We start from the raw sequence: 25,830 nt of genomic DNA, 5'->3' as shown, positions 1-25,830 counted from the left end.
GGCCTATTTTGCTATTTTCACGTTTTGTCACATCAGGCCTTTCTCCGTAGACTAGGGGTAGCTGAAAGGAAAGGAGGCAAGTCCCGATCAAAAGGTAACGTCTATCATCTGACAGCCCCCCTCTAGCTAAAGCTGATAGATGCTGCCTTGTGCATATGAACACTGCGTAATAGAACCAATGCTTCTTTGTATAGGTCATGTGTCCCCTTATGAATCCCCTTTGTGTGTATCCGGTCATAATGCGTGGCCGGATACCCTTTTATTCACTGTTTAACCGATCAGCTCTTGCAAATAGTGGATACTCATTACATAATGATGATGGATTTTGTTAACGGTATATCGGTTGAAAATAAAGACAAAAAGGAGAGAACGATGACAAACATTCAATTAATCGCAACGGATTTAGATGGCACTTTATTGAACAGTGAACACAAAGTGAGTCAGGAAAACGAGCAGGCATTAAAGGAAGCAGCTGCGAATGGAATTGAGGTTGTCGTTTCAACAGGGAGAGCGTATTTTGATGTGAGGTCTATTTTTGACCAGCTTGGTATGAATACATGGGTGATTAGTGCCAATGGAGCTGTGATTCATGATCCAACTGGACAAGTGTACCATTCAGCTGCTTTACAAGAAGAAAAGGCTAAACACATATTGTCATGGCTGGAAGAACGTGATTATTATTATGAAGTCTTTACAAACGAAGCCATTTTCACACCGAATCGCGGCAGAGAGCTTCTTGCGATTGAAATGGACCGTTTAAAAAGTGCAAATCCAGAAACGGATCAAAATGTCTTAAAGCAAGCTGCAGAAGTTCAATACAGCCAGTCAGGTTTTTCTTATATTGATACATATAAAGAATTGTTTCGTGAGGATCGAAAGCTTTCATTTTACAACATTTTAGGTTTTTCTTTCTTTCAGGACAGATTGAAAGACGGATGGGATATGTTTGGTAATGATTCAGATTTAACATTGGTCAGTTCGGCTGATCATAACTTTGAAATTGGTTCAAAGCACGCGTCTAAAGGGCAGGCATTAACAAGGCTGGCAGAAAGACTAGGTATTCCTTTAAGCAGGGCAGCGGCTGTAGGAGACAGTTTAAATGATGAATCGATGCTTCAAGCTGCTGGTGTTGGGGTTGCGATGGGGAATGCGAGGCAGGATATAAAAGAAATCGCTGATCACGTCACGTTATCAAACGATGAACATGGTGTGGCGCATATGATTCGGCACCTTTTGAAATAGATGAATCAGATGTCGCGGTATAAATCACATAGGATGAAGCGCATTCTACAAAAGAGGAATTCAGAACCACTTCTATTTACACATGATGTGGAACATCATATAATTTAATTAAGAATATAACCCGCTTGTAAGGAAACTAAGGAGAGTAAACGAATGGCGCTGGAATCTTATAAGTCCGAAAATCTGCATTTAATCAAGGAAGCCTTGGACTATACTCAGGTTGGCCTGACGGTGACGGACCCGTCTTTACCTGATAATCCTTTAATATATGTGAACAAGGGCTTTTTAGATATGACAGGCTATCAAGAAATCGATGTATTGGGGAGGAATTGTCGTTTCCTTCAGGGAGATGAAACTGAACAAATCGCTCTCAAACAAATTAGAACAGCCATTGAGAACAAAGAGGCTGTCACTGTTCAGCTGAAAAATTATAAAAAATCTGGACAAATGTTTTGGAACGAGTTAAGTGTCGCTCCTCTTTGGATTGACGAAAATGAAGGGAAACGTCTTTATTTCGTTGGTCTGCAAAAGGATGTTACGAAAGAGAAGGAACAGCAGGAGCTTCTTGAGCAATCAATTGATGAAGTGCTGAATATTTCTGTCCCAATCGTTCCTGTGAAAGATGGTATCTCTGTGTTACCGATCATTGGTACGTTAACAGCGCCAAGATTTGATAAGATCATTTCAACGGTCTCCACCTATATCTCTCAATCAAAGGATGATTATTTTATTGTCGATCTGTCCGGATTATTAGAAGTGGATTCATTTGTGGCAGATGCGATCTTTAAGCTGAACGATTTGATTTTAATGACGGGTACTGAACTCATTGTGACAGGAATTAAACCGAATCTTGCAATGAAAATGGGAGAAATGAGAGAGGACTTCCGTGAATTAAATACGTATATGAATGTGAAATCTGCATTGAAAAAACTGAACATTTAGCTTACGTTTATATCTAATAAAAAAGAGGACTTTTCATGAAACTTGAGAAAAGTCCTCTTTTTTCTGTGATTAAGATGATTGAGCGGCGGCACTTAAGGTAAATAAATCTTCTAGTTCGTTTGTCGATAGCTCTGTAATCCAGCTCTCGCTTTGGATAATTTGATCATTTAATGTTTGTTTTGTTTCGAGCATTTGATCGATTTTTTCCTCGATTGTGCCCGTTGTGATCATCTTATGGACGTGAACAAATCGTTTTTGTCCAATCCGATAAGCTCGGTCTGTCGCTTGGTTTTCCACAGCAGGGTTCCACCATCTATCGTAGTGAATGACATGGTTTGCGGCGGTTAGGTTGAGTCCTGTTCCTCCTGCCTTTAAAGAAAGAATTAAAATGTTGAATTCTTTCTTCTGGAAGCGGTCCACCATTTTGTCCCGCTCCTGTTTTGAGAGGCTGCCATTTAAAAATTGGACCGGTTCTCCAAACATCTTTTCTGCCAGCTGCTTGATCATGTTGCCCATTTCAATATACTGCGTAAAGATGAGGCAGCTTTCTCCTTGCTCATGTATCGCTTTTAACAGCTCTGCGAGTTTATCCATTTTTAACGAACGTTTCAGCAGTTTCACTTCTGTTCCACTCTCTTTTAAATAGAGAGCAGGGTGATCACAAATCTGTTTGAGTCTGCCAAGCATACTTAAAATAATGGCCTTTCGCTGCATCCCTGTTAATGATGCCATATGTTCAAATGTATCCTTCACGAGCTGTTCATATAAAGACGCTTGCTCAGCGGATAGCGGGATGAATTCTTTTTCTTCGAGTTTCTCAGGCAGGTTCAGAGCAACTTCTTCATCTTGTTTTGTTCGTCTTAATAAAAATGGTTTGATCAGCTGCTGCAGCTGTTCAATTCTTTTTTCTTCACGGTCTTTTTCAATCGGAAGGACGAACTTCTTATGGAAGCCGGTCAGGCTGCCGAGATATCCTTTGTTGACAAAGTCGAATATGGACCAAAGCTCTGTCAAACGGTTTTCCATTGGTGTCCCGCTGAGGGCAATGTGATGCTGCCCTTTAAGCTGTCTAATTGCTCTCGATTGTTTCGTATGGGCGTTCTTGATGTTTTGGGCTTCGTCTAAGCAAATGGTATTCCACTTTGCTGCCGTTAATTCATCACGATCAGAATGTGAGAGTCCATAAGACGTCAGAACAATATCTGTTGACTCGTATGCTTTTGTGAAGTCCTCTCCCTGTGGACGCGATGGGCCATAATGCAGGGCAACCTTCAAATGTGGTGCGAATGTTTCAAGCTCTCGCTGCCAGTTTCCTAAAACAGAGGTTGGCGCAATGATGAGAGATGGAGCGGCATTTTGCTCCTGCTCCTTCAAATAGGTGAAATACGCAATCATTTGAATCGTTTTTCCAAGGCCCATATCATCTGCTAAACAAGCCCCAAATCCATGCGATCTTAAAAATAAAAGCCAGTTCACGCCATGCTGCTGATACGGACGCAGTGTGCCTTTAAAGGACTCACTCATTTCGTAGGAAGGCAGCTCGTGCGTATCATTTAATTGGTGGACAAGCCCTCTTAATTGCGATGAAAGTTCAAATTGAATATGGGCAAATGCTGAACTGTCCAATAGCTCTGGAATCGATTCAGAGGAGGCTTCTTGATCTGCCAGTTCACGTGACAAAATATCAGACATGTGAAGTCCTTCGTTTTCGGCACGCTCCATCCACTTTTTCATTTGCTGGATGAAGGTCGGATCTATTTTGATCCATTGTCCTCGAATGTTGACAAGGCGTCGTTTGCTTTGGACAAGCTCGTTGAACTCATCTTCTGTCAGTTCAATGCCGTTTGTAGCAAAGCGCCAATTAAAGTCCATTAATGCGTCCATTCCGACATGCGATTCGCCTCGCGGTGTAGAAGAGATCCTTGCTTTTAACATCATCGTGCTGTCTTTAACAATTTGCCACCACGATGGGAGCAGAATCTCAATACCCATATTAACAAGGGTTTCACTCGCTTCAGATAGGAAGAGCCACGCCTCTTCTTCTGACATGAGTGTGGTGCCAGATGTGAAAGAAAGCCAAGGGACAATTTGACTGAATCGTTCCAGCTCTCTTGAAATTTTATCTTGATACGGATGCCAAGACCTTTTCAATGAACGGATGCCTTCAAAAAAGTGAAGGTCACTGTTTTTCTTATCTCGCAAAAACAATTCGATTTTCCAATCATCTCCGTCAAAATCCGGCTCATTTAAGCGCAAGCCGACAGTGAACGGCGTCTCATCATCTATCCAGCCAATCGTCTCCAAGAAATCCTGCTCATCTAGAAAATGTCCTTGGAAGGTTGAGAGTGCAGGCGATTGTGCGTTCATGCGTTCCCACTTGTGCTGCAAGGCATCATCATACTGAATATAATCCTGTACAGCAAAGGAGAACCAATCAGCCGTATAACCATCTAATAGGCCTTCTTTGTCTTTAAACCGAAGCTCGCCTTTTGTCCATGCCTCGTAATCGGGAACGAAATCTTCGTCCTCGATAAATTCGTAAATGGTGGAGGCTGTTTTCATCAGGGGCTCCGTTTCATCCGTTAATGTCACATGACTAAACGTATTAAATGAATTTTTTCCTAGCAATTCAACGGTCATCCAAGGGCTTAACAGGAAGGCAGGTGTTCCAATAAAGCTGACATCTTCTAAGAATGTTCCGTAGAAAGAAGATTCGTGCCATTGGAAAAGCTGCCTCTTCATTTCATTAAGCGGAACAGGGTGTCCGTCCTCTGCTTGCGCTGAAATGGTGAAAGAGAAATCTTCTGTTTGTTCTGCATGAATGACAATTTGTTTATGGCGTGTCATCAATCAATTTTCCTTTCTTCATTTCCTCTTGGAACGCACGCAGCCGTTTTGTTGAATCTTGCAGCTGCTTTACATACCTTTCCCAAATCGTGGTTTTTTTTGTTTTATGATAAAGCGTGCGCAGTTTCTTCAGCATTTTCACAGACTCTCGATAAGCACTTCGATTCTTTTGATCGAGAAGCAGTGAGATTTCACGGTGGTACGATGGAATGAGGGCTTCTGGCTCCTCTTTTGCAATCTGTTTGATCAGATCCTTCTCCAGTTCACTAATGGAGAAACCAACAAGGCTGTGAATCTCAATCCATTCCGCATAACGCTGCTGTGCATACAATAGCTGACTGTATTCTGTAAACGCATAGGGCATACAGATTTGGAGATAGCGTTCATATAAATGATGATCCTTCGTCTGCTTAAAATATGCATCTAAATAAAAGAAGAAATCACTGACGGCTCCCCGCAGTTCTCTGTATGAAAGGTCGAGCTGGCAATATTCCTCTAATATATAGGTGATTTCGTGATACCAGAGCTTGAGCCGCTTCCAGTCCTTTCGGTTTGTGAGATCCTTCAGCCAATTGAGCACATTTGGCAGCATGTCGGCATTGAGCAGCTGTAATTGCTGAAAGAGGCTTTCATCTTCTTTCAGTAAATAATCCATGTGCATCAGTCCGATGGTACGTTCAACCGTTTGTTCTTTTTTCTGGGCGTTCTTTAGTAATTCTGTTTCTTTTTTGACCCATTTCCCTCTATTTAATATGGTGCCCCAAATCTCCATAAAGACCGCTACTCGTTCATGCTGGAAAGGTCCATTGATTTGAAGAAGTGTGCGAACGGCAGTTGGTGTGTTTTCAAGAAACGGATCGAGGGAAAAGGAAAGGGCGTATGTCTTCAAATGATCCACTGAATCGAAAATGGTGTTCATGAGCTGTTCTACATATGGATTCATGGAATAAAAGTCTTTTTCGGCATCAAGCCGGCCGAGGTCGATCAGTTCATGAAGCCTCAGCCATACATCGATTGACGTATGAATCGCATACAAGCTCTTGAATTCAGGTGAAGCAGGTGCGTGTTTTTTTAGAATCGATAAATAGCCGTAATACAAATGCTGCGGTGTTTGCTGGTGCTTCGGTGTCCGTTTCAGCCAGAGGTTAAATTCCTCTTGGAAAAAAGTCAGCCAGCTTTGGAGTGATTGTTCGTCTGGGCGCTTCACTTGGAAGTGCTGGCGAATCAGTTCTTTGCTGCGCTGTAATTCATCCTTTTCTGACCAATTTTCTGTAAATCCGGTCACACTCTCTACTTGAGCGTATAGCGAAAAGAAGACAGCGAGAATGTGTTTACAAAGTCCATCTGCTGGACATGAGCAGCTGCTTCTCACAGGAAACAGCACATGAAGGTGGACTCTTGCTGCCACGACATCATGTACATAAGCTGACCATTCGGTATCAGACTCTTGCTTGAGCCGATATACGCTGTCCTGTCTATAAGTAATCAATGCTTTTTTGATGAGTTGTTTGTTTTCATCTGTTGCAGGAAGAAGTTCTTTGATCTGTTCGGCTGTTTGTTTGATTTCTTCTTCGTTGATGTTGTGCTGAAGCATTTGATCCGCTCCTAACCAAGTAAAAGATTCCAATTCTTTTATTATAGCTCAATGGGGATTTATAAAAAAGTTTTTCATGAAAATGGTCATAAATTTCAAAAGCTGTCGAATGATGTAATAGAGTATTGCATAAACCAACCTTACAGCATATAATAATGAAATTAGTGGAATCGAAAGGATACAGACATGGATAATAAGGGTTTAAATCAAGAGGAATTTTTAAAGATTTTGATGTACGCTCATGATATTGGTGAAAATTCAAATGATGTCACAACAAAAGAAATGCTTGAAAATCTGATTGCTCATATTCGAAATGGTCTTGTTTCATAAAAGTGACCCCCTGCTAGTGATGGCAGGGGGTTTTTGTATGCTTTTAAGAATGGAATGAAAGCTCCCGGCATACGATGTCATTACAAGCATAAGGAGTATGGGGAGCTGATGGTGTCATGAATATTGCGATTGCAGGCTGTGGGTATGTGGGGCTTGTGACAGGTGTGTGTTTAGCGGAAGCAGGACATGATGTGGCGTGTATTGATATTGACCGCCGAAAGGTCATGCAGCTGAAACAGGGAACTCCCCCAATGTATGAGCCCGGGTTAAAAGAGCTATTGAAACGCAATCTTGAGCAGGGACGTATTCATTTTCATATAAATGGAGCGGAAGCCTACACGAAGGCAGATGTATTAATGATTGCGGTCGGCACCCCGCAGCAGGCAGATGGCCAAGCTGATTTACAGTATGTGTTTCAGGCTGCGAAAGAGATGGGGATAAAAGCAAAATCAGGTGCGATTCTTGTGGTGAAAAGTACGGTGCCTGTCGGAACGGGAGATCAAATCAATCAGCTCATCCATCAAGAATTAGGACGGAAGGAACCATTAGCTATTGCATCTAACCCAGAATTTTTACGGGAAGGCTCTGCCATTTCAGATACATTGAGGGCGGATCGGCTTGTGATTGGAGCTGAAACAAAAGCCGTATTAGATCAGTTGGAGGACATGTATGCTGATTTCCACCTTCCATTGGTCAAAACAGACCGTAAAAGTGCTGAAATGATCAAGTATGCATCAAATGCATTTCTTGCGACAAAAATCAGCTTTATAAATGAGATTGCCTCCATTTGTGAAAAAACGGGTGCTGATGTTGAATGGGTGGCGAAGGGAATGGGGCTTGATCAGCGGATCGGTTCTTCCTTTCTAAGAGCGGGCATTGGCTACGGAGGTTCTTGTTTTCCAAAGGATACAAATGCACTTGTCCAAATTGCAGGGCATGTGTCCCATGATTTTGAGCTATTAAAGGCTGTCATCAAAGTAAATAATGAGCAGCGGGCAGGTTTTATCCGAAATATCCAGGAGCGGCTGGGAGCAGCGCTTGAAGGGAAGCGAATTGCGCTTCTTGGTCTGTCCTTTAAACCGAATACAGACGATATGAGGGAGGCACCATCTATTCCGATCGCTCATGAGCTCCATCAATTAGGTGCGGAGCTTGTGGCGTATGATCCTGTTGCTGCCCGGCGTGCAGCTCGTGAACTGCCGGATCAAGTCTTATTTGCTCAAACGATTGAAGAAGCGATCAAGGATGCCGATGCGGTCTGTCTATTAACAGAGTGGGCGGATATTCAGTCGTTTCCACTCGCGTCCTACAAAAAATGGATGAAGCAGCCGCTTATTTTCGATGGACGAAACTGTCATACACTTGAAGCGGCAGAAGAAGCAGGGGTCGAGTATCATTCGATTGGGCGCAGATCAGTTTCTCCAATTTATATGTAAAAGAAAACCGATAACAGTGAATGTTATCGGTTTTTATGAATGCGGCAGAATGAATCCACCATATAAGAAAGCAGCCACAATAAGAAAGGCAGGGTGCAGCTTGAATTTGGTCATCAAGAAAAAGGAGATCGCAGCAATGGCGAGCGATTGCGTCCAGCCGATGGCTTTCACTGCATCTCCGCCGATTTCCCATGTTAATAAAAGCATCATCATCGCAATGACAGGCTGTACGGATAAGGTCATGCCTTTTACGACGAGAGATTGGCGAAAACGGTCAATGAGCTTGAGCAATAAAATGAGTCCGGCAGCGGACGGCAGGACAGTTGCAAGCAGTGCCACGATAAAACCTGGCCAGCCCATGACGTCATAGCCGACATATGCTGCAATCTTCGTAGCGATTGGCCCCGGCAGTGCATTGGCTAAAGCCAGCATATTGGAAAATCCTTCGTTCGTCATCCAATGAAAATGATTGACGATTTCTTCATAATTGAGCGGGATGGATGCAGGGCCTCCGCCATATCCTAATAGATTAGATAAAAAGAAAGCCCAGAATAAAAAGAGAATCAGTATCATGAAGACACTCCTTTCTCTTTATTTGTCCGATGCCAGCGATTTTTCAGTTTAAAATGAAAAGCGCCATAAAATAAAAAGATCATCACAATGATTCCTGGATGAATGGAGAGCACTTGCAGTCCGACAAAGGCAAGAAGGAATAGAGCGATCCCAAAGATCATGCCGAAGCCTTTCAGCGTTTTTTGTCCAAACTCATATGCCATGATGCCTAACAGAACGGCAATGACAGGGGTGACAGCACCAATCATATTTTGAATGATTTGTGAGGAGCTTAAGACGCTGACAAGTGTGACAAGGGCTACCATGGCGAGACATGTCGGTAAAATATGAGCAGCTGTTGCGACAATTGCGCCAGATACGCCCTTTAATCGATAGCCGAGGTATGCTGATATTTTGGTTGCGATCGGGCCTGGTAATGCATTGGCGATGGCGAGTGTTTCTCCAAATTCGTCATCGTTGATCCATTGATATTTCACTACCGCTTCATGGCGAATAAGCGGTATCACGGAAGGGCCTCCGCCAAAACCGAGAATCCCGGTTCGCACCATAGCGATAATGAGTTCGATATATGATTGCAAGTGGTTCAACTCCTGTCTACAATTTCATGCCCATACGGCTTTTGTATCGTTTAATGAGCATTTGGCAGTCCACACTGACAACGCCTTCTAGCGGGTATAGTTTTTTTGTCAGAAATGTCTCCATTTCCTGTTCATCTTGAAAAATGCCATGCATATGCAGCTTGCTTGGTCCTGTCATATGATAAAGACTCGTGACAGCTGTTTCCTGTTCAAGCTGAAGGGCAACCGCTTCTAAAAATTTTGGCTCTACCTCTACATTAAAGAAGACAGAGACATGAATGCCGACCTTCGCGGGGTTAATCACAGCGGTGAAACGTTCAATGACTCCTGCTTCAATGAGCTGCTGAATGCGGGCTTGTACGGCAACACGTGACAGACCGACCTGTTTGCCGAGATCTGTGTAAGACATGCGCCCGTCCTCGTGTAATAGGGATAAAATTTGTTTATCTCTTTCGTCTAATGTTAAGTTCGGAATGCTATAGTCTTTTGACACCATATAACCACCTTTCTTCTGTTGATATTCTATCATATTTTATTACGTATAGAATGATTGATTTCTCATTTACTATCGAAACGAAAACGTTACGGGTGAAAAAACATCTTTATGCATAAAAAAACACCCCGTGCTCATCGGGGTGTCTTCATTTATTGATCCGGGCTGCTTTCTGCACTGGCAATTTGCTGTGCAAGGTCAGCTCGATCAATGTCGGCTTGAAAGAATTCCTGCGTATTCGGCAGGTGTAAATTCATATGACGTTTTTGAGATATGCGGATGGTGACTTGATCAACGGTGTAATCAAATACGTGTCCGCCAACACTTCGATCTTCATCAATAAAATGAAGGTGATATCCACTTACCGCAATGCCGTGTGCGTACTGCGGTGTACGGAAGCCTGCGATCGTACCTTGAATATCCTCGAAGTCAAAAATAGGCTGAGACTTGACTGCTTCTACCATCGGAACGTAAGGTTTTTCCTGTTTTTCAACCGTACGTGTTTGAACCTTTTTGAATGATCCATCAATGCGGACCGCATAAAAGATATTTTTACTTGGTAAAATGCGGTCAATTTCTTCTTCCAGTTCTTTGGACGTCATTGGTGCATCAATTCGATGAACAATATCTGTTTCAAAGAAAGCTAGAGAGCAGAATGGTGAATAATCTTGATCGGTGACTGGTGTCGCTGTTCCATCCGAGCGCAGCCGGTAGAATGCACCGTCAAAGCCGATCAGCTCCCCATCTAATTGATTAAATGTACCGATGCCGAAATCACCGTGTTCAGGAATATGTGCGAGGGAGAAATCTCCATCATATACGGCTTCAAGCAAGGAGGTCATCGTTGATACTTGATAGACCTCCTGCTGTTTGTCATGCTGTCTTGTGTCATTCTGTTGATTCATTGGGTGCATCATACCCATATCCGCTCACTCCTTTAATGTAATGTATCGAAGTCTTATCTGACGTTCGCTGTGTGTTTTTTGCGATAGACTTCTGGCCATTTTTGACTGGCGAGGTCAGGGTTATCTTGATAGTCAATCGGAATATCAATGATCACGGGTCCTTCTATGTTTATACCCTTTTGAAGGACGGTTGAAAGCTCCTCAGGTGAGTTGACCCGTAATCCAGTCGCTCCAAAGCTTTCCGCATATTTCACTAAATCGATCTGTCCGAATTCAACGCAGGATGTACGGTCATATTTCATTTCCTGCTGGAACGCAACCATGTCATATGTGCTGTCGTTCCAAACAAGGTGAACGAGGTTTGTCTTTTTGCGGACAGCTGTTTCTAACTCCATTGCGGAGAAGAGAAAACCGCCATCACCCGAAACCGAAATAATCTTTTCATCTGGATTCAATATAGAAGCCGCAATTGCCCATGGTAATGCGACGCCTAATGTTTGCATGCCGTTACTTACCAAGAATGAGTTCGGTTCATAGACGCGGAAGTGACGGGACATCCAAATCGCGTGAGATCCGATATCACATGTGACCTTTGTGTCATCAGGAATCAGGCGTCTCAATGTATGAATGACATCCAGCGGGTGAGATCGATGACTTTCTCTTTCTGGTGCCTTTTCAATGTCGCTTAATAGCTCCTGTAATTCAGTGACTAATTCTATGTTCTCTTTGCATAGAGAAAGAGGAACACTGTCATGCGCTAGATGTTTGACGGTTTCAGAAATATTGCCTACAAGCTCAAGCGCTGGCTCATAAAAATGATCAATATCTGCCTGCATGTCATCAACATGGATGATCTGGCGCTGCTGCGGCTGAAGATTCCAATGCTTCGGATCATATTCGATTGGATCAAAGCCAATGGTCAAAAGGACATCTGCTTGTTCAATGAGAAGGTCACCCGGCTGATTACGGAATAAGCCGATTCTGCCTACATATTGAGACTCGAGCTCTCTTGAGAGAACGCCGGCTCCTTGATACGTTTCAACAAATGGGATACCAAGTGTTTTTAATAATGCTCTTGTGGCATTTGCAGCAGCTGGACGACTAGCTTTCATTCCCACAATCGCAATAGGTAAGTGTGCATTTTGAATTTTGGCGATAGCCGAACTGATGAGAGCATCTGGTGCAGGACCTAATTCTGGAGAAGGGTGAGCAGACACTGCTGTTTGTGTGGTGTGTTCTGTCACGACATCTTGTGGAAAGCTGATAAATGCTGCTCCAGCCTGCCCTTTTTGTGCCGCGCGAAAAGCATTTGTTAATGCTTCTGGTATATTATGAACGTCTTGTACTTCAACACTATATTTGGTGACTGGTTTGAATAATGCCGCATTGTCGAGTGATTGATGTGTTCGTTTCAGACGATCTGCACGAATGACGTTTCCAGCGATTGCGACAACAGGATCACCTTCTGTATTGGCTGTTAATAGACCTGTTGCTAAATTAGATGCACCAGGACCTGATGTGACGAGACAAACACCTGGTTTGCCAGTTAAACGTCCGACAGCAGCTGCCATAAAGGCTGCATTTTGTTCGTGTCTGCATAAGACAAGCTCTGGACCTCTGTCTTTTAATACATCAAATACAGCGTCAATTTTTGCACCTGGAATGGCAAAAACATGGGTCACACCTTGAGCAATCAGCGTATCGACAATCAACTCTGCTCCTCGTCTTGTTAGGGGTTGTGCTTGAGATTTCATTTACCCCGCACTCCTTTCGGCAAGTAAAATTTTTTATGAAAATATATTTTCATGATATGATTTACTATACATTTCATAAAATAAAATTTCCAATATATGTTTAACGCAGTTTTGATATGTTTTACGAATAAGTGTGTGAGGAGTGAAAGGATGGAACTGAGACATTTGCAGTATTTTGTCACAGTAGCGGAGGAGCTGCATTTCGGCAGAGCAGCCGCACGGTTGAATATGACACAGCCTCCACTTAGTCAGCAAATTAAGCAGTTTGAGGAAGAATTGGGTTTTCCATTATTTCATCGGTCGAAGCGGGTGGTGGAGCTAACAGCAGCTGGAAAGGTCTTTTTACATGAGATTCGGGGAGTGCTGCAACAGCTTGATAAAGCGGTTGATCATGCCCGTCATACAGCAAGAGGAGAGCTGGGGAAAATCATCATAGGTTTTGTTGGAACGGCGACGTATGATATTCTGCCGCCCGTTGTACGTGAATTCAGGGAGCTGTATCCCTCTGTCAGTATCGAGCTGCAGCAGCTTTCTGTTCCACAGCAGCTAGAGGCACTGTTAAATGGTGAGATTGATATCGGTTTTTTACATCCTACAGCGCCGCATGAAGAACTAGTCAGTCGTTTGATGAAGCAAAGTGAATGTATTTTTGCGATTCCAAAAAATCATCGATTGGCTCAACAAGAGACTGTCACGATTGAAGATATCCGTCATGAACCGATTATTTCTTTATCACAGGAATCGTGGCCGTCCCTTTATCAGCACTTTGTCCTGCTATGTGAAAAGTACGGATTTTCTCCAAATATCGTGCAGGAAGCGGCGGAATATCAAATGATCATTGGCCTTGTCACAGCAGGGATCGGTATTGCAGTGATTCCAAAATCAGCCCGGCGTTTATTTAATCTGGATGTTGTATATCGGGCCATTGAGGGTGAACAGCTTATGGCGGAATGGACGATTTCCTATAGACGGGAAAATCATAATCCTGCTTTATTTCATCTTGTCCACCATATCCTGCATCGCACCGAGCTGGAATAAGAGGTATAGGGAACGGGTTATGGTATGATGTCGTTACATTAAAAGGAGGCGTACTTGAATTGATTACATTGCAAATGGATCAGCTGTCACGAAAAGAGGCATATAAATTATTATCTGGATCTATCGTTCCAAGACCGATAGCGTTTATTACAAGTCTATCTAAAGAAAATGTCGTCAATGCCGCACCATTTAGTTTCTTTAATGTCATCAGCGGACACCCACCGCTCATTGCCGTTTCTATCGGACGACGTGAAGGTCAGATGAAAGATACTGCGCAGCATATCATCGATAGGGAAGAGTTTGTCGTTCATGTGAGTGATGAAGACATGATAGAAGATATTAATGAAACAGCTGCTACATTGCCGGTTGAAGAGAGTGAGCTGGAACGAACCGGTCTTCATCAAGTAGAGAGTCATGTCATTTCAGTGCCGGGAATCAAGGAAGCGCGCATTCGTTTTGAATGTCAGCTGGAAAAGCATCTCACCTTTCAAAATGATGAAGGGGAGATCACGGTCGATCATATCATTGGCCGGGTTGTATGTGCACATTTAGATGAGGGTGTTTATGATGTAGAAAAAGGCTATGTTTCTACTAATGAACTGAAACCAGTCGCGCGCCTAGCAGGTAATGATTATGCCCATTTAGGCACGTCATTTGTGCTGAAAAGACCACAGTAATCAAAAAACCCCCGAGTGATGCTCGGGGGTTCTGTTTATTTCTTCTGTTCTAATTTCAGTGGAGCTGCGATGTTCTTTTGTACTTTTTTCCCTTTTAATACGTCGTTTGCAGCACCGACTGCCAGTTGACCGATCAGCTCTGGCTGCTGCGCAACTGTTGCAGAGAGTTTTCCTGCTTTGATTGAGCTGAGTGCATCTTCGTTCCCGTCAAAACCAACGACGAGAATGTCTTTTCCGGAGCTTTGAATTGCCTCTAGCGCGCCAAGTGCCATTTCATCATTGTGGGCAAAAACGGCTTTGATGTCAGGGTTTCCTTGAAGGAGGTTTTCCATGACATTCAGTCCTTTTGTCCGGTCGAAGTCAGCAGCTTGTTTCGCTGTCACTTTTAAGTCTTTATCTGCTATTTGATGGAATCCTTTTCCTCGCTCACGTGTAGCGGAAGCGCCTGGTACGCCTTCTAATTCAGCGACTTTTGCTCCTTTGCCGAGCTTGTCGATGATAAAGTTAGCTGCCATTTCGCCGCCTTTGACGTTATCTGAGGCGACAAGTGCTTCTACCTTTCCACTTTCGGCTGAGCGGTCTAATGTGATGACAGGTATATCAGAAGCATTCGCTGATTCGACAGCGGTTGATATAGCAGATGAATCCGCTGGGTTGATGAGCAATGCGTCGACACCTTGCTGAATTAAATCTTCTACATCACTTGTTTGTTTAGCTGAATCATTTTGTGCATCTGCAATCACGACGTCAATGCCTAGCTTTTTCGCTTCTTTTGTCACACCGTTTTTCAAAGAAACGAAGAATGGGTTATTTAATGTCGAGATTGACAGCCCGATTTTGATGTCTTTTTTCTTGCCATCCTTTGATGACTTGGCCCACTCAGGTGGTTCAAGTGAGCAGGCAGAAAGCATGAACAATGAGAGAGTCAGGATGAGAATAAGATATTTTTTCATAGCGGCTGCCTCCTTAAGCAGATTTCTTTCTGTCCAGCAGGACTGCAATCAAGATGACAATCCCTTTCACAACAGATTGATAGAATGATGAAACACCAAGTAAGTTCATACCATTGTTCAGGACACCGATAATAAGTACCCCGATGAGTGTGCCGACAATTCGTCCTCTTCCGCCGGACAGGCTTGTCCCGCCAAGTACGACGGCAGCAATGGCGTCAAGCTCATAGGACGTGCCAGCTGTTGGCTGTGCAGAATTCAGACGAGATGTTAAGATCGCACCTGCTAAGGCAGACATGAAGCCTGCTAATGAATAGATCATAATTTTCACGCGCGGTACTTTGATGCCTGAGATGAGAGCCGCTTTTTCATTCCCACCGATCGCATATGTTCTTCTGCCGAAAGGTGTTTTATGAAGCAGTACCCAAAGGACGATAAAGGTGAGAAGCATCGTGATCGCTGGAACAGGAATGCCTAAGAAATATCCGCGGCCGAATAACTGAAAGGCATAGTTAGAGCCAAGCCCAGTAATCGGGTTTCCATCTGTATAAACGAGTGTCAAACCTCTGAAAATCGTCATTGTCGCAAGTGTTGCGATAAACGGAGCCATTTTTCCTTTTGTGATTAAAAGACCGTTGATCATCCCAAGAACTGCACCGATGATACAGCCGACGATAATGGCTAAAATCGGGTCCATGCCAGAAACGATAAAGCCGGCAGTCAGGGCACTGGACAGTGCAAGTATGGCTCCGACTGATAAATCAATGCCTCCAGTTAAAATAACAAACGTCATCCCAAAGGCTATGAGGGCATTAATGGAGATTTGTCTCAGTAAGTTTAAGATGTTTAAAGGTTCTAAAAAGGCCGGGTTTAAAATAGAAACAATGGCGACAAGGATGATGAGTCCTAAGAATGGCCCAAGCTTTTGCATGATGTTATCAAATCGTCCATTTGAAGTAAGTGGTTTCATGTTACTTCCCTCCTGTAGCTAGTGTCATAATTCGTTCCTGTGTTGCTTCTGTTTTGTCTAATTCTCCGCTGATGGTTCCTTCATGAATGACGAGTACTCGATCGCTCATCCCGAGTATCTCTGGGAGTTCAGAGGAGACCATTAAAATGGCAACGCCTCGATCAGTCAGTTCATTCATTAACTGATAGATTTCTCGTTTCGCTCCGACGTCGACACCTCGTGTCGGTTCATCTAAAATCAAGACCTTTGGCTGTATGCCGATCCATTTGGCGATGACGACTTTTTGCTGATTTCCACCAGACAGGCTTCGGGCAGAAATATCAGAGGAAGCCGTTTTAATCGTCAGTCGTTTGATGAGCAGGTCGACAAAATCCTGTTCATTTTTCTTATCAATCAGTCCCTTTGGAGAGAAGCTTTTTAGGTTTGGTAGACCGATGTTTTCTCGGATGGATGCATCAAGCATGAGCCCTTCATCCTTGCGATCCTCTGTGATAAAGCCGATACCGAGCTTGACAGCATCACTTGGTTTTTTAATAACAGCCTTCTTTCCATGAACCCAGATTTCTCCTTGGTCAAGAGGATCAAGGCCAAAGATTGACCGCATCATTTCGGTCCGGCCAGCCCCCATTAAGCCTGCAACACCGACGATTTCTCCAGCTTTAACTGAGAAACTGATATCTTGAAATTGTCCTTTTTTCGTTGCTTGTTTCACCTCAAGGACAATATCTCCTGTAGAAGGCGTTCGCTCGGGATATCGATCTGTCAATTCACGGCCGACCATTTTTTTGACGACTTCATGGAAATTCGTTTCAGGTATGGCTTTCGTATCGACCGTTTTCCCATCACGCATGATCGTAATCCGGTCACAGATTGCAAAGATTTCTTCCATACGGTGAGAAATATAAACGATGGAAACGCCTTCTTTTTTGAGAGATTCAATGACCTGGAAGAGCTTTTCAATTTCACGTTCCGTTAGAGCTGCTGTCGGCTCATCCATGATGATGACTTTCGCATCGGTCATTAATGCCTTTGCAATCTCAATCATTTGTTTTTGTCCAACAGAACAGCTTCCTGCCTCTTGATCAAGCGAGAGATTCACAGACAACCGGTCCAGCTGCTTTTGCGCGAGGACCTTCATTTTCTTTGTGTCTAGCAGCCCAAGCTTCGTATAGATTTCTTTCCCGATGAAGAGGTTCTCCAGGACGGTCATATCCGGCCATATATTGAGCTCCTGATGAATGAAGGCAATGCCGTGCTGTTCCGCTTCCTTTGGATTTTTGAAAGCGGTTTCTTTTCCGTCGATTTGTATCGTTCCTTGATCTAAAGAATAAAGACCTGTAAGCAGGTTCATTAAAGTTGATTTTCCCGCACCATTTTCACCCATGAGTGCGTGGACTTCGCCTGTGACGAGGTCAAAGGAGACCCCGGAGAGAACGGTGTTTTTCCCAAAAGCCTTATGGATGTTATGCATCTCTATGTTCATATCTGGCTCCTCCTTTTAAAAGATGACACCGGCATGAAGAATGCAGTTTGCGTATGGGGTGGCTTCACCCGTTCGAATGACTGCTTTTGCCTGTTTGGTCATGTCTTTGAACGTCTCGTGGTCTACTTCATGTAATGGTTTTGAGAACGCTTTCTTAAGAAATAAATGATCTCGTTCATTTGCCTCTTTGATTTCACTAGCCACAGTCATGTTTTCAACAGCCATTTCCTGAAGAAGGAGGGAGGTGACCTCCTGAAAGGACGGTGTGCCGATTGACAATGCCAGGTCGATTTTGACTGGACCTTCTGGAATAGGGAGACCGCAGTCTGCGATGACGATTGTATCTGTATGGCCAAGGTCAGCAAGCACCTTGGCGATATGGCTGTTTAGGATGCCGTTTTTTTTCATTTCTTTTTCTCCAATTCTTCTCTTGTTGGCATGCCGCCTTGTGCGCCAAACTTTGTGACAGATATTGATGCTGCAAGATTGGCAAAGGCAAGTGCATCATAGAGGGATTTGCCTTCTGTTAAGGCGACAGCCAAGGCTCCGTTAAAGGTATCGCCAGCTCCTGTTGTATCGACTGCTTCTACAGGTACACCTGGAACTAATACTTCTTTCGATCCATCAAAATATCGAACCCCATTTTTCCCTTCTGTGACTAGTAATTTGTTAGGGTATTGACGCAAGGCATCTTCAATTGGCAGACCATCGAACATAAGAACAGCTTCGTGTTCATTCGGTGTAATGTAAGCAGCCTGATTTAAAACCTGCTGCGATACTTTGCGGGCTGGTGCAGGGTTTAAAATCACAGGGATTTCTTTTTCACTGCAAATGGAGCAGACCGCTTCGACCGTTTCTTCAGGTATTTCCTGCTGGATAAGAACCATCCCGATATCATCAATTGTAGAAAGAGCATCATTTACATAGTCAGGAGTGACCTCATTATTTGCCCCTTTGACCACGACAATGCTGTTATCACCTTCTGCTAAAATGATATGAGCTGTGCCGCTCTCCATTTCGGTAACCGGTTTCATATGTGAGATGCGGACACCTTGTGTTTGTAAATTACTGAGAATTTCCTGACCATAAGCGTCATCACCAACTCGGCCGACCATATATACATCTGCACCGAGTCTGGCACTTGCGACTGCTTGATTGGCACCTTTTCCGCCTGGGACCGTTTTAAACGATTCGCCTAAAACCGTTTCCCCGGCATTTGGCCGTTTATCTGATGTGACGACTAAATCCATTGAACAGCTTCCTACTACAACAATATGACTCATTGTGAATCCACCTTTCTTGTGGTCTCTCGTTCAATAAAAGAGACGGGCATTTGAATAACTGGCTGATCTATCGGTTGTTTCTGAATCGCTTTGATTAACAGCTGTGCCGCTTCTTTCCCCATCTCATAGGCGGGCTGCCTAATGGTCGATAAGGAAGGGAAAAGCAGCTCGCTTTGCGGAATATCATCAAATCCAATGATTTGAACGTCATCTGGAATGGCTTTTCCGATACGAAGCGCTTCATGGACGACCGCTGTTGCGACGATGTCATTGCTGGCAATGATCCCATCTGTTTCAGGGTACAGCTGGAAGAGGGCTTTGGCGCTTTTTCGGGCTTCTTGAAAGGAAAAGGAAGCATTAGACATCACATGAAAGTCGACACCTGTATCCGTGAGAACATCGAGTGCGCCCTTGAATCGCTGCCGAGCTGTTTGTAGATGGGCAGGTCCTTTTAGCAGTGTGATCTGCCGGCTGCCGCGTCTAATTAATTCCATTGCGGCCATTTTCCCGCCAGCTCCAGCATCTGCAAAGACAGAAGGTGCATGCGGTACGGTTCGATCTAAAAAAACAACAGGTAAATCATCATCATTGTATATATCTGATTCAGGTTCATTTGTGACTGCGATGACACCGACCACTTGATTTTGTTTAAAGGTTTGTAAGTAGGCCATTTCCTTCTCTCGATCCTCATCACTGTTCCCGAATAATAACCGAAAACCGTGCGCATGAATCTCATCCTCAACACCTCTAGCCAGCTGAGGAAAGAAGGGGTTTGTGATATCAGGCAAGATTAAGCCGATTAAGCGTGATTCTCTTTTGAAAAGGGATCTAGCCACTTCATTGGGAAAGTAGTTCAACTCCTGCATCGCTTGTGTCACGCGGGTTTTCGTATCTGAATGGACGTATCCAGTATCATTGAGCACGCGTGAAACAGTGGCAACAGATACTTGTGCAGCTTTTGCGACATCTTTAATTGTAGCCAATGGAGAGCCTCCCTTCATGAGTGTGTAACCGTTTACACACATAGATTATCACGAAAGCATCAAAATGACAATCTAAAAAAAATAAAAAAAGAAAAGAAAGATGACTTCTTCCTTTTCTTAACTAATAATACCTGTTTGTGTAATGTTCACTTTCACTTTTGGAATGATTTTCACCTTCGGATAATCGGTGACCCAGTTCATTTTCATATACTCATCATAGTGTCTTACCCGATATTTTCTGCCAAGGCTGAGAACGTCAGAATTCGCTTCTTGCAGAGCGGCAATGACTTTTTCAGCGTCTTTTGTGAAAATAGCTGATAGCCTTTTATTTAACATTTCAATTTTTTTATCTGTATCTAAATTGTCTTTCGGGTATTCAATAACAGAGGTGGTGAATTCAAACTCAAGAGAGAAGGTTAAGTTTCGGTGATCAGGATTGACGATTTTAATGTCTCTCTTTGAATCGGTTACTTGAACGGTGATGTAATTGTTCTCTTTTAATTTCATATCACTTCTTACTTTTTTCGTGAAGTTTGCATAGCTGCCCATTTTTCCATCCATAATGGTGAGCAGAATGGCATCCTGGGCATAGAGTTCACCTTTCTTTTTCTCATTATCAAATAAGGCAACCCCCCTCACACTCGTTAACTTTTTTGACTTATCGTAGTAGAGTAAAGGCAGTGTGAAATCCTCACCGGTTTGCAGCATTTTGGACCGGATATTTTGAATGTTCTTAGGTGAAACTTGTGAGGAGCGTGATGCAGAAGTGATCAGGTTGTTTAAATAGTCGCTCACAATCAGTTTTTCCTTGAGCAGTTGATTGATTAAATCTACACAGCTCCCGCCTTGCACCACTGCCAAGTTTGCGAGTAAAGGGCTTTTGGGATCGCGGTAAAACATATCTAAGTAAGGGAGCAGCCGGTTTTGGGCAAATTCATCACCGATCAGCAGCACACGCATTTTCGACATATCGATTTTTTGGTCTACACTCCGGCTAAAGTTGCTTCTTGCTTTTCTTAAAGTAGGCGCATCGGTTGTGAGAACAGTGGTTAAATAACTGCCGGTATTCCCTTGCTGCATACTTTGAGACTGCTGCACCTTTCGATAGGTAATCGAATATCTCGCATTGTCATCCTCTCCTTGATCAACAGCTGAAGTTAAAACAAGAGAGATGTCTTTTAATAGGTTTTGATCCCAGCAGCCTGGCATGAAAATGAGGGAAACACACATAAGCAGTGTCAACATGTACTTATGATGCATGTGATTTCACCTTCTTTTTGCGGTGTTTGATCAAGATAATAACGGCCATCATGATCGGAAGTGTGTAAATAAATGAATATTGTGCAACAGTGGTAAAGTCATTAAAGCGCTGAATTCTAAAGTTATCAGTTGAAAGATAACAGCTGACAGCATAAATCAAAATGGCAAAATAGTAGACATATTTTTTGTGATTTTTTTTCTTAAGCATACTGGATACACCATTTGCACAAAAGTACAGATAATTACTCAGTGTAGCTAGAATGACAAAGACCCAAAAGCTTAGAAAAATTAAATCCGTTCGCTCAATGACACCGAACGTAACGGTTTTTAATAGATACAAAACAGGATTTGGAATGACATCAAGCTCAGCCGGGCTGAAAAACATAAAACAAATTATAGTAATAAATAGGTAATAAAGTGTTGTGCATATATTTGAAATGGTCATTACTTTATATCGTTCCTTAATGGTGCCCTTCATTAGTGGAGAGATGATCAAAATCATCTCAAATCCATTCAATGACAGCACAACGTCCTTCAATCCAAGCTGAAATTGAGAGATATCCGTTTGGAAAAAAGGAAGGAGGTAATCAATGTTGGTTCCTTTCAACGCATAGAACATTAATAAAGAGAGCATGAGTAAAAAGGGAGTTAAGATAAAGTTGAACCTGACAATGGCTGTAATTTGCTCCTTTGCGATATAGATAATGCATATCATCAGTAATAGGTTAATGACCCAGTTTGGTGTGAGCGGGAGCACCCATATACCAAGAATCCTTGTGAATATAGAAAGGACAACAATACAAACCGAGGCAAAATATACTGTATAGAGCACGACCAAGGCGCGTCCAATCCATTTTCCAAAGACCTCAATCAGTGCTTGGAAAAATGACGTTTCTGGATACTTGTAAATGATATAAAGAAAAATGGTATTGATGATCTGGATAAAAAAACACGCGACAATTATTGCCATCCAGCCATCGTGTCCCATGTCTTTCATCAGTAAATGAGGGAGCGCTAAAATGCCGACACCAATTTGAGACTGGATGATGAAAAAAACAGCTTGAGGTGGAGATATTTTATTTTTCATTTTTCTTTGTCCACCCTCTCAGATGTTCAATTTGTTTTTTCTTTTGCGGATTTAAATAAACAGGTCGATTTTTGTACATCCACATTGGAAGTCGAATCACTGTATCTTTTAAGTCCTGCCAGTTAAATGGAGCAACAGGTGATAAATATGGGACCCCTAGTGATTCTAGTCGGCATAAATTCATGAGAATAATGGCCAGTCCAAATGAAATGCCAATAAATCCAAACATCGATGCCATAAACATGAGCGGGAAACGAAGCATCCTGATGGTGGACGTCATTTCAAACGATGGAAGTACAAATGAAGCCACAGCCGTCACAGCAACTACAATGACTAGGACATTCGAGATAAGTCCTGCTTGTACAACCGCATCCCCAATGACCAAACCACCTACGATCCCAATGGTCTGACCGATTGGTTTAGGAAGACGAACCCCGGCTTCACGTATAAGTTCAATCGTGATCTCCATCAGCATGGCCTCTATCAATGGAGGAAAGGGAATTCCGATGATAGAGTTCTTCATCGTAATGGCTAGTTCATCTGGGACAACCTCATAATGAAACGCAATAACAGCAATATAAAAAGATGGCAATATGACTGCGATGAAGCAGGCAAGATAACGCAGAATACGAATAAACGTAGCAGGAATCCAGCGGCTGTTATAATCATCTGGTGACTGAAAGAAGCTAAAGAACGTGATAGGCATAATGATGGCCATTGGACTGCCATCCATGAGTAAGACGATCCTGCCTTCAAGGATCGCAGATCTCACCTTATCTGGACGTTCTGTATCAATCAGCTGCGGAAAAATAGAAAATGAATCATCCTCAATTGCCTCAACGATAGAGCCAGGACTTAACAGTGTGTCTACTTTAATAGAAGAAATCCGTCTGTTGACCTCTTCGACCTTTTCTTGATTGGCAATATCAGATATATAAACCGTTGCAAGCTTTGTTTCCGATTTTGTACCGATCTTATGATATTGAATGGCGAGCTTCCGATCATTTAAATGGGAACGCAGTAAGTAGATATTGGTATCAAGACTTTCAACAAATCCATCATGTGCGCCTGCGATAATACTTTCCGAAGAAGGTTCAGAAATAGAGCGCAGCGGAGGCTGTCCAACAGCAAATAGCTTAATTTGTGAGGAGTTTTCATCAAGAAAGGCAATACTTCCTGCAATAATACTGTCTGTGATCAGCGTCAAGTCGCCTGTTTCAAGTGTGCTAAGAGATTTTGTATAATCCTGCTTTCCAGGAGGGCCTAACAAGTTGCCGATGATGAAATCATTTAGTTTTCCTTCATCTATTCTTGTTTTTATAAAAAACAGCGCAGATTTCGTTTCATTCACCATTAATTCTCGGTATTCAAAATCGCCGCTTTGCTGAAATGTTTTTTTCAGGATCCGGATTTTTTCCTCAAAGCTTCCTGATAAAAAATGCAGGCGTGTTTGCTCATTGGAGTTTGGCATCTTTAGCCTCCTCTCACAGATTTTTTAACCATAGTGTAAGCGGAGAAGCGAATTTTATTCGTCACCTTTGGGGAAAGCATGACATGAGCTGACAACTTTCAACTAAATTCATATTAAAAATGTTAAGAAATGATGAATCTTGATAAAAACAAATGAATAATGTTTCATTGTTTAGGTCATAAGGTGCGAATATCGTAAAGAGAAGGTACACCGAAATGATCAAAGTTTTACATCTTATCCCAATTTTTTGTGACCTAAAAATAAGCAGATGACTTGATTTTTTTAGAGGTGACCTTTGTCATAGGTCAACACACAGCGAACTGACCAAGGAGAATGACTTTCTAACCTGTTCGTTCAAAAATATAAAACATTCCAAAACACGCACTATTCATTTAAAGCGCTGATATGACTGATGTTATAGAGAATAACGGGCTTTAAAACATTGATTCAAAATACATCTTAATAATTGTCGAAAAATTTAGGGAGAAAAGGACAAAAGATTTTCGGATCATTGATGTTAACGCTTTCTCATGAATTCAGCAGAAATTCAGACTGATTTTTGTCCGTCTTTTGGCCTTTTCATTTAAAGGATAGGTAGGCAAAAAAGCCTTTTGATTAGAGGAATTTGGCATACGAGGAAGTGAAAGATTATGTTACATAATACCGATTGTGATTTTATGCTGAACAGATATACTGTTGATTGAATTTACATATCACACTCATAAAAAAAGGAGATGTAGATAGCGATGTGGTTAATCGTTATAGCCTGTGTCATCATGTTAGGGATTGGCTTTATTGAAAAGAAGCGTCATCAGAAAAATATCGATGCCCTGCCGGTGCGCGTCAATATTAATGGTATTCGCGGAAAGTCTACCGTCACAAGATTGACAACCGGTATCTTAATGGAGGCAGGTTATAAAACTGTCGGTAAAACAACGGGAACGGATGCAAGAATGATTTATTGGGATACGCCAGAGGAGAAACCGATTAAAAGGAAACCGCAAGGACCGAATATCGGAGAGCAGAAGGAAGTTATGAGAGAAACAGTTGAAAGAGGAGCAAATGCCATCGTCAGTGAATGTATGGCGGTAAATCCAGATTACCAAATTATCTTTCAGGAAGAGCTGCTTCAAGCAAACATTGGCGTAATCGTAAACGTTCTTGAAGATCATATGGACGTCATGGGGCCAACACTTGATGAAATAGCAGAAGCCTTTACAGCCACAATTCCTTACAATGGACACTTGGTTATTACGGATAGTGAATATACGGATTTCTTTAAAGAGATTGCGAAAAAACGCAACACAGAAGTCATTGTTGCAGATAATTCCAAGATTTCCGATGAGTTTTTGCGGAAATTTGAGTACATGGTTTTCCCAGATAATGCTTCACTGGCACTCGGTGTTGCCCAAGCATTAGGGATTGATGAAGATACGGCATTCAGAGGAATGTTAAATGCGCCGCCTGATCCAGGAGCGATGAGAATTCTTCCATTAATGGACGCGAAAACACCTGGACACTTTGTAAATGGATTTGCGGCAAATGACGCATCCTCTACATTGAACATTTGGAAGCGTGTGAAAGAAATTGGATATCCAACAGATGAACCGATTATTATTATGAACTGCCGTGCGGATCGAGTAGATAGAACGATCCAGTTTGCGGAGGATGTACTTCCTTATATTGAAGCAAGTGACCTTGTTTTAATTGGTGAAACAACAGATCCAATTGTGAAGGCATATGAGGAAGGGAAAATTCCGGCTGACCACTTACACAACCTTGAATATCAATCTACAGAACAAATTATGAATATGCTTGAGAAAAAGCTTCATAATCGAGTGGTTTATGGAGTCGGCAATATCCATGGTGCCGCTGAACCGTTAATCGAAAAAATTCAAGAATACAAAATTAAGCAGCTTGTCAGCTAGGAGGAA

At 42.6% G+C, this 25,830-nt stretch carries 23 protein-coding genes; 7 read left to right on the top strand and 16 right to left on the bottom strand.

Annotated elements, in window-relative coordinates; genetic code table 11:
- Positions 1-381: 381 nt before the first annotated feature.
- Positions 382-1,242, top strand: a complete 861-nt coding sequence (locus tag AC3WTB_RS07970; RefSeq protein ID WP_216431275.1) for a Cof-type HAD-IIB family hydrolase — start codon at positions 382-384, stop codon at positions 1,240-1,242.
- A 153-nt stretch (positions 1,243-1,395) separates the two neighbouring features.
- Positions 1,396-2,184, top strand: a complete 789-nt coding sequence (gene ytvA, locus AC3WTB_RS07965) for a YtvA family blue-light photoreceptor (RefSeq protein ID WP_268473631.1) — start codon at positions 1,396-1,398, stop codon at positions 2,182-2,184.
- A 69-nt stretch (positions 2,185-2,253) separates the two neighbouring features.
- On the opposite strand, the gene AC3WTB_RS07960 is transcribed toward ytvA, so the two are convergent.
- Both AC3WTB_RS07960 and AC3WTB_RS07955 read right to left on the bottom strand, forming a co-directional pair.
- Positions 2,254-5,031 carry a DEAD/DEAH box helicase gene (locus tag AC3WTB_RS07960; protein WP_492333567.1) on the bottom strand — a complete coding sequence of 926 codons (2,778 nt, stop codon included), beginning with the start codon at positions 5,029-5,031 and terminating at the stop codon, positions 2,254-2,256.
- On the bottom strand, positions 5,018-6,625 hold the full coding sequence (locus AC3WTB_RS07955) for an SWIM zinc finger family protein (protein ID WP_064497935.1): 1,608 nt from the start codon (positions 6,623-6,625) through the stop codon (positions 5,018-5,020). Before AC3WTB_RS07955 ends, AC3WTB_RS07960 begins: the two co-directional genes overlap by 14 nt.
- A 186-nt stretch (positions 6,626-6,811) precedes the next feature.
- Between AC3WTB_RS07955 and AC3WTB_RS07950 the strand changes: the two genes are divergently transcribed.
- Both AC3WTB_RS07950 and AC3WTB_RS07945 read left to right on the top strand, forming a co-directional pair.
- Positions 6,812-6,955, top strand: coding sequence for a YwzD family small protein (locus tag AC3WTB_RS07950; protein WP_003214884.1), 144 nt, complete (start codon positions 6,812-6,814; stop codon positions 6,953-6,955).
- Between the two features lie 116 nt (positions 6,956-7,071).
- Positions 7,072-8,391 (top strand): UDP-glucose dehydrogenase family protein, encoded by a 1,320-nt coding sequence (locus tag AC3WTB_RS07945; protein WP_369880012.1) that lies wholly within the window; start codon positions 7,072-7,074, stop codon positions 8,389-8,391.
- Positions 8,392-8,424: 33 nt separating this feature from the next.
- Here AC3WTB_RS07945 and chrA read toward each other — a convergent pair whose 3' ends face one another.
- The 5 genes from chrA to alsS all read right to left on the bottom strand — a co-directional run bounded on the left by chrA (position 8,425) and on the right by alsS (position 12,694).
- Positions 8,425-8,964, bottom strand: a complete 540-nt coding sequence (gene chrA, locus AC3WTB_RS07940; protein WP_369880011.1) for a chromate efflux transporter ChrA — start codon at positions 8,962-8,964, stop codon at positions 8,425-8,427.
- Positions 8,961-9,542: a chromate efflux transporter ChrB gene (chrB, locus tag AC3WTB_RS07935; protein WP_126682404.1), complete on the bottom strand. Its 582-nt coding sequence runs from the start codon at positions 9,540-9,542 to the stop codon at positions 8,961-8,963. The genes chrA and chrB overlap by 4 nt, the downstream gene beginning before the upstream one ends.
- Positions 9,543-9,558: 16 nt before the next feature.
- Positions 9,559-10,035, bottom strand: coding sequence for a chromate efflux transcriptional regulator ChrS (gene chrS, locus AC3WTB_RS07930; protein WP_039183339.1), 477 nt, complete (start codon positions 10,033-10,035; stop codon positions 9,559-9,561).
- 152 nt (positions 10,036-10,187) lie between these two features.
- The gene (gene budA / locus AC3WTB_RS07925; RefSeq protein ID WP_064497937.1) at positions 10,188-10,958 is read right to left on the bottom strand and encodes an acetolactate decarboxylase; all 771 of its coding nucleotides are present in this window, start codon (positions 10,956-10,958) and stop codon (positions 10,188-10,190) included.
- A gap of 35 nt (positions 10,959-10,993) precedes the next feature.
- Positions 10,994-12,694: an acetolactate synthase AlsS gene (gene alsS / locus AC3WTB_RS07920; protein WP_106025536.1), complete on the bottom strand. Its 1,701-nt coding sequence runs from the start codon at positions 12,692-12,694 to the stop codon at positions 10,994-10,996.
- A 150-nt stretch (positions 12,695-12,844) separates the two neighbouring features.
- Between alsS and alsR the strand changes: the two genes are divergently transcribed.
- Together alsR and AC3WTB_RS07910 are read left to right on the top strand one after the other, a co-directional pair.
- The gene (alsR, locus tag AC3WTB_RS07915) at positions 12,845-13,732 is read left to right on the top strand and encodes an acetoin biosynthesis transcriptional regulator AlsR (RefSeq protein WP_106025537.1); all 888 of its coding nucleotides are present in this window, start codon (positions 12,845-12,847) and stop codon (positions 13,730-13,732) included.
- Positions 13,733-13,806: 74 nt separating this feature from the next.
- Positions 13,807-14,409, top strand: a complete 603-nt coding sequence (locus AC3WTB_RS07910; protein ID WP_376765052.1) for a flavin reductase family protein — start codon at positions 13,807-13,809, stop codon at positions 14,407-14,409.
- Positions 14,410-14,444: 35 nt separating this feature from the next.
- Here AC3WTB_RS07910 and rbsB read toward each other — a convergent pair whose 3' ends face one another.
- The 9 genes from rbsB to AC3WTB_RS07865 all read right to left on the bottom strand — a co-directional run bounded on the left by rbsB (position 14,445) and on the right by AC3WTB_RS07865 (position 23,896).
- The gene (rbsB, locus tag AC3WTB_RS07905) at positions 14,445-15,362 is read right to left on the bottom strand and encodes a ribose ABC transporter substrate-binding protein RbsB (RefSeq protein WP_041087924.1); all 918 of its coding nucleotides are present in this window, start codon (positions 15,360-15,362) and stop codon (positions 14,445-14,447) included.
- Positions 15,363-15,375: 13 nt separating this feature from the next.
- On the bottom strand, positions 15,376-16,329 hold the full coding sequence (gene rbsC / locus AC3WTB_RS07900; RefSeq protein ID WP_039181984.1) for a ribose ABC transporter permease RbsC: 954 nt from the start codon (positions 16,327-16,329) through the stop codon (positions 15,376-15,378).
- Between the two features lies 1 nt (position 16,330).
- Entirely contained in the window at positions 16,331-17,812 is a 1,482-nt protein-coding gene (locus tag AC3WTB_RS07895; protein ID WP_144489951.1) for a sugar ABC transporter ATP-binding protein, read from the bottom strand.
- Between the two features lie 15 nt (positions 17,813-17,827).
- The gene (gene rbsD, locus AC3WTB_RS07890; RefSeq protein ID WP_039181978.1) at positions 17,828-18,220 is read right to left on the bottom strand and encodes a D-ribose pyranase; all 393 of its coding nucleotides are present in this window, start codon (positions 18,218-18,220) and stop codon (positions 17,828-17,830) included.
- Positions 18,217-19,095 (bottom strand): ribokinase, encoded by an 879-nt coding sequence (rbsK, locus tag AC3WTB_RS07885; protein WP_144489953.1) that lies wholly within the window; start codon positions 19,093-19,095, stop codon positions 18,217-18,219. Before rbsK ends, rbsD begins: the two co-directional genes overlap by 4 nt.
- A complete protein-coding gene (locus AC3WTB_RS07880) occupies positions 19,092-20,078 on the bottom strand; it encodes a LacI family DNA-binding transcriptional regulator (RefSeq protein WP_144467990.1) in 987 nt (328 codons plus the stop codon). The genes rbsK and AC3WTB_RS07880 overlap by 4 nt, the downstream gene beginning before the upstream one ends.
- 117 nt (positions 20,079-20,195) lie before the next feature.
- Positions 20,196-21,338 carry a Ger(x)C family spore germination protein gene (locus tag AC3WTB_RS07875; protein ID WP_064497943.1) on the bottom strand — a complete coding sequence of 381 codons (1,143 nt, stop codon included), beginning with the start codon at positions 21,336-21,338 and terminating at the stop codon, positions 20,196-20,198.
- Complete coding sequence (locus AC3WTB_RS07870) at positions 21,328-22,425, bottom strand: GerAB/ArcD/ProY family transporter (protein ID WP_492333566.1); 1,098 nt, start codon at positions 22,423-22,425, stop codon at positions 21,328-21,330. The genes AC3WTB_RS07875 and AC3WTB_RS07870 overlap by 11 nt, the downstream gene beginning before the upstream one ends.
- Complete coding sequence (locus AC3WTB_RS07865) at positions 22,415-23,896, bottom strand: spore germination protein (RefSeq protein WP_492333565.1); 1,482 nt, start codon at positions 23,894-23,896, stop codon at positions 22,415-22,417. The genes AC3WTB_RS07870 and AC3WTB_RS07865 overlap by 11 nt, the downstream gene beginning before the upstream one ends.
- A 746-nt stretch (positions 23,897-24,642) precedes the next feature.
- Here AC3WTB_RS07865 and pgsB point away from each other — a divergent pair.
- Entirely contained in the window at positions 24,643-25,824 is a 1,182-nt protein-coding gene (gene pgsB / locus AC3WTB_RS07860; RefSeq protein WP_039181962.1) for a poly-gamma-glutamate synthase PgsB, read from the top strand.
- Positions 25,825-25,830 lie beyond the last annotated feature (6 nt).

This window comes from Bacillus sp. EB106-04-04-XG123 (assembly GCF_058791855.1).
Note: the sequence above shows the minus strand (reverse complement) of the source record. Positions and strands in the feature narration are given on the sequence as shown.

Coding starts and splice junctions, on each gene's coding strand:
- ytvA (WP_268473631.1), top strand. CDS start 1,396: ATGGCGCTGGAATCTTATAAGTCCGAAAATCTGCATTTAATCAAGGAA.
- AC3WTB_RS07960 (WP_492333567.1), bottom strand. CDS start 5,031: ATGACACGCCATAAACAAATTGTCATTCATGCAGAACAAACAGAAGAT.
- AC3WTB_RS07955 (WP_064497935.1), bottom strand. CDS start 6,625: ATGCTTCAGCACAACATCAACGAAGAAGAAATCAAACAAACAGCCGAA.
- AC3WTB_RS07950 (WP_003214884.1), top strand. CDS start 6,812: ATGGATAATAAGGGTTTAAATCAAGAGGAATTTTTAAAGATTTTGATG.
- AC3WTB_RS07945 (WP_369880012.1), top strand. CDS start 7,072: ATGAATATTGCGATTGCAGGCTGTGGGTATGTGGGGCTTGTGACAGGT.
- chrA (WP_369880011.1), bottom strand. CDS start 8,964: ATGATACTGATTCTCTTTTTATTCTGGGCTTTCTTTTTATCTAATCTA.
- budA (WP_064497937.1), bottom strand. CDS start 10,958: ATGGGTATGATGCACCCAATGAATCAACAGAATGACACAAGACAGCAT.
- alsS (WP_106025536.1), bottom strand. CDS start 12,694: ATGAAATCTCAAGCACAACCCCTAACAAGACGAGGAGCAGAGTTGATT.
- alsR (WP_106025537.1), top strand. CDS start 12,845: ATGGAACTGAGACATTTGCAGTATTTTGTCACAGTAGCGGAGGAGCTG.
- AC3WTB_RS07910 (WP_376765052.1), top strand. CDS start 13,807: ATGGATCAGCTGTCACGAAAAGAGGCATATAAATTATTATCTGGATCT.
- rbsB (WP_041087924.1), bottom strand. CDS start 15,362: ATGAAAAAATATCTTATTCTCATCCTGACTCTCTCATTGTTCATGCTT.
- rbsC (WP_039181984.1), bottom strand. CDS start 16,329: ATGAAACCACTTACTTCAAATGGACGATTTGATAACATCATGCAAAAG.
- AC3WTB_RS07895 (WP_144489951.1), bottom strand. CDS start 17,812: ATGAACATAGAGATGCATAACATCCATAAGGCTTTTGGGAAAAACACC.
- rbsD (WP_039181978.1), bottom strand. CDS start 18,220: ATGAAAAAAAACGGCATCCTAAACAGCCATATCGCCAAGGTGCTTGCT.
- rbsK (WP_144489953.1), bottom strand. CDS start 19,095: ATGAGTCATATTGTTGTAGTAGGAAGCTGTTCAATGGATTTAGTCGTC.
- AC3WTB_RS07875 (WP_064497943.1), bottom strand. CDS start 21,338: ATGCATCATAAGTACATGTTGACACTGCTTATGTGTGTTTCCCTCATT.
- AC3WTB_RS07870 (WP_492333566.1), bottom strand. CDS start 22,425: ATGAAAAATAAAATATCTCCACCTCAAGCTGTTTTTTTCATCATCCAG.
- AC3WTB_RS07865 (WP_492333565.1), bottom strand. CDS start 23,896: ATGCCAAACTCCAATGAGCAAACACGCCTGCATTTTTTATCAGGAAGC.
- pgsB (WP_039181962.1), top strand. CDS start 24,643: ATGTGGTTAATCGTTATAGCCTGTGTCATCATGTTAGGGATTGGCTTT.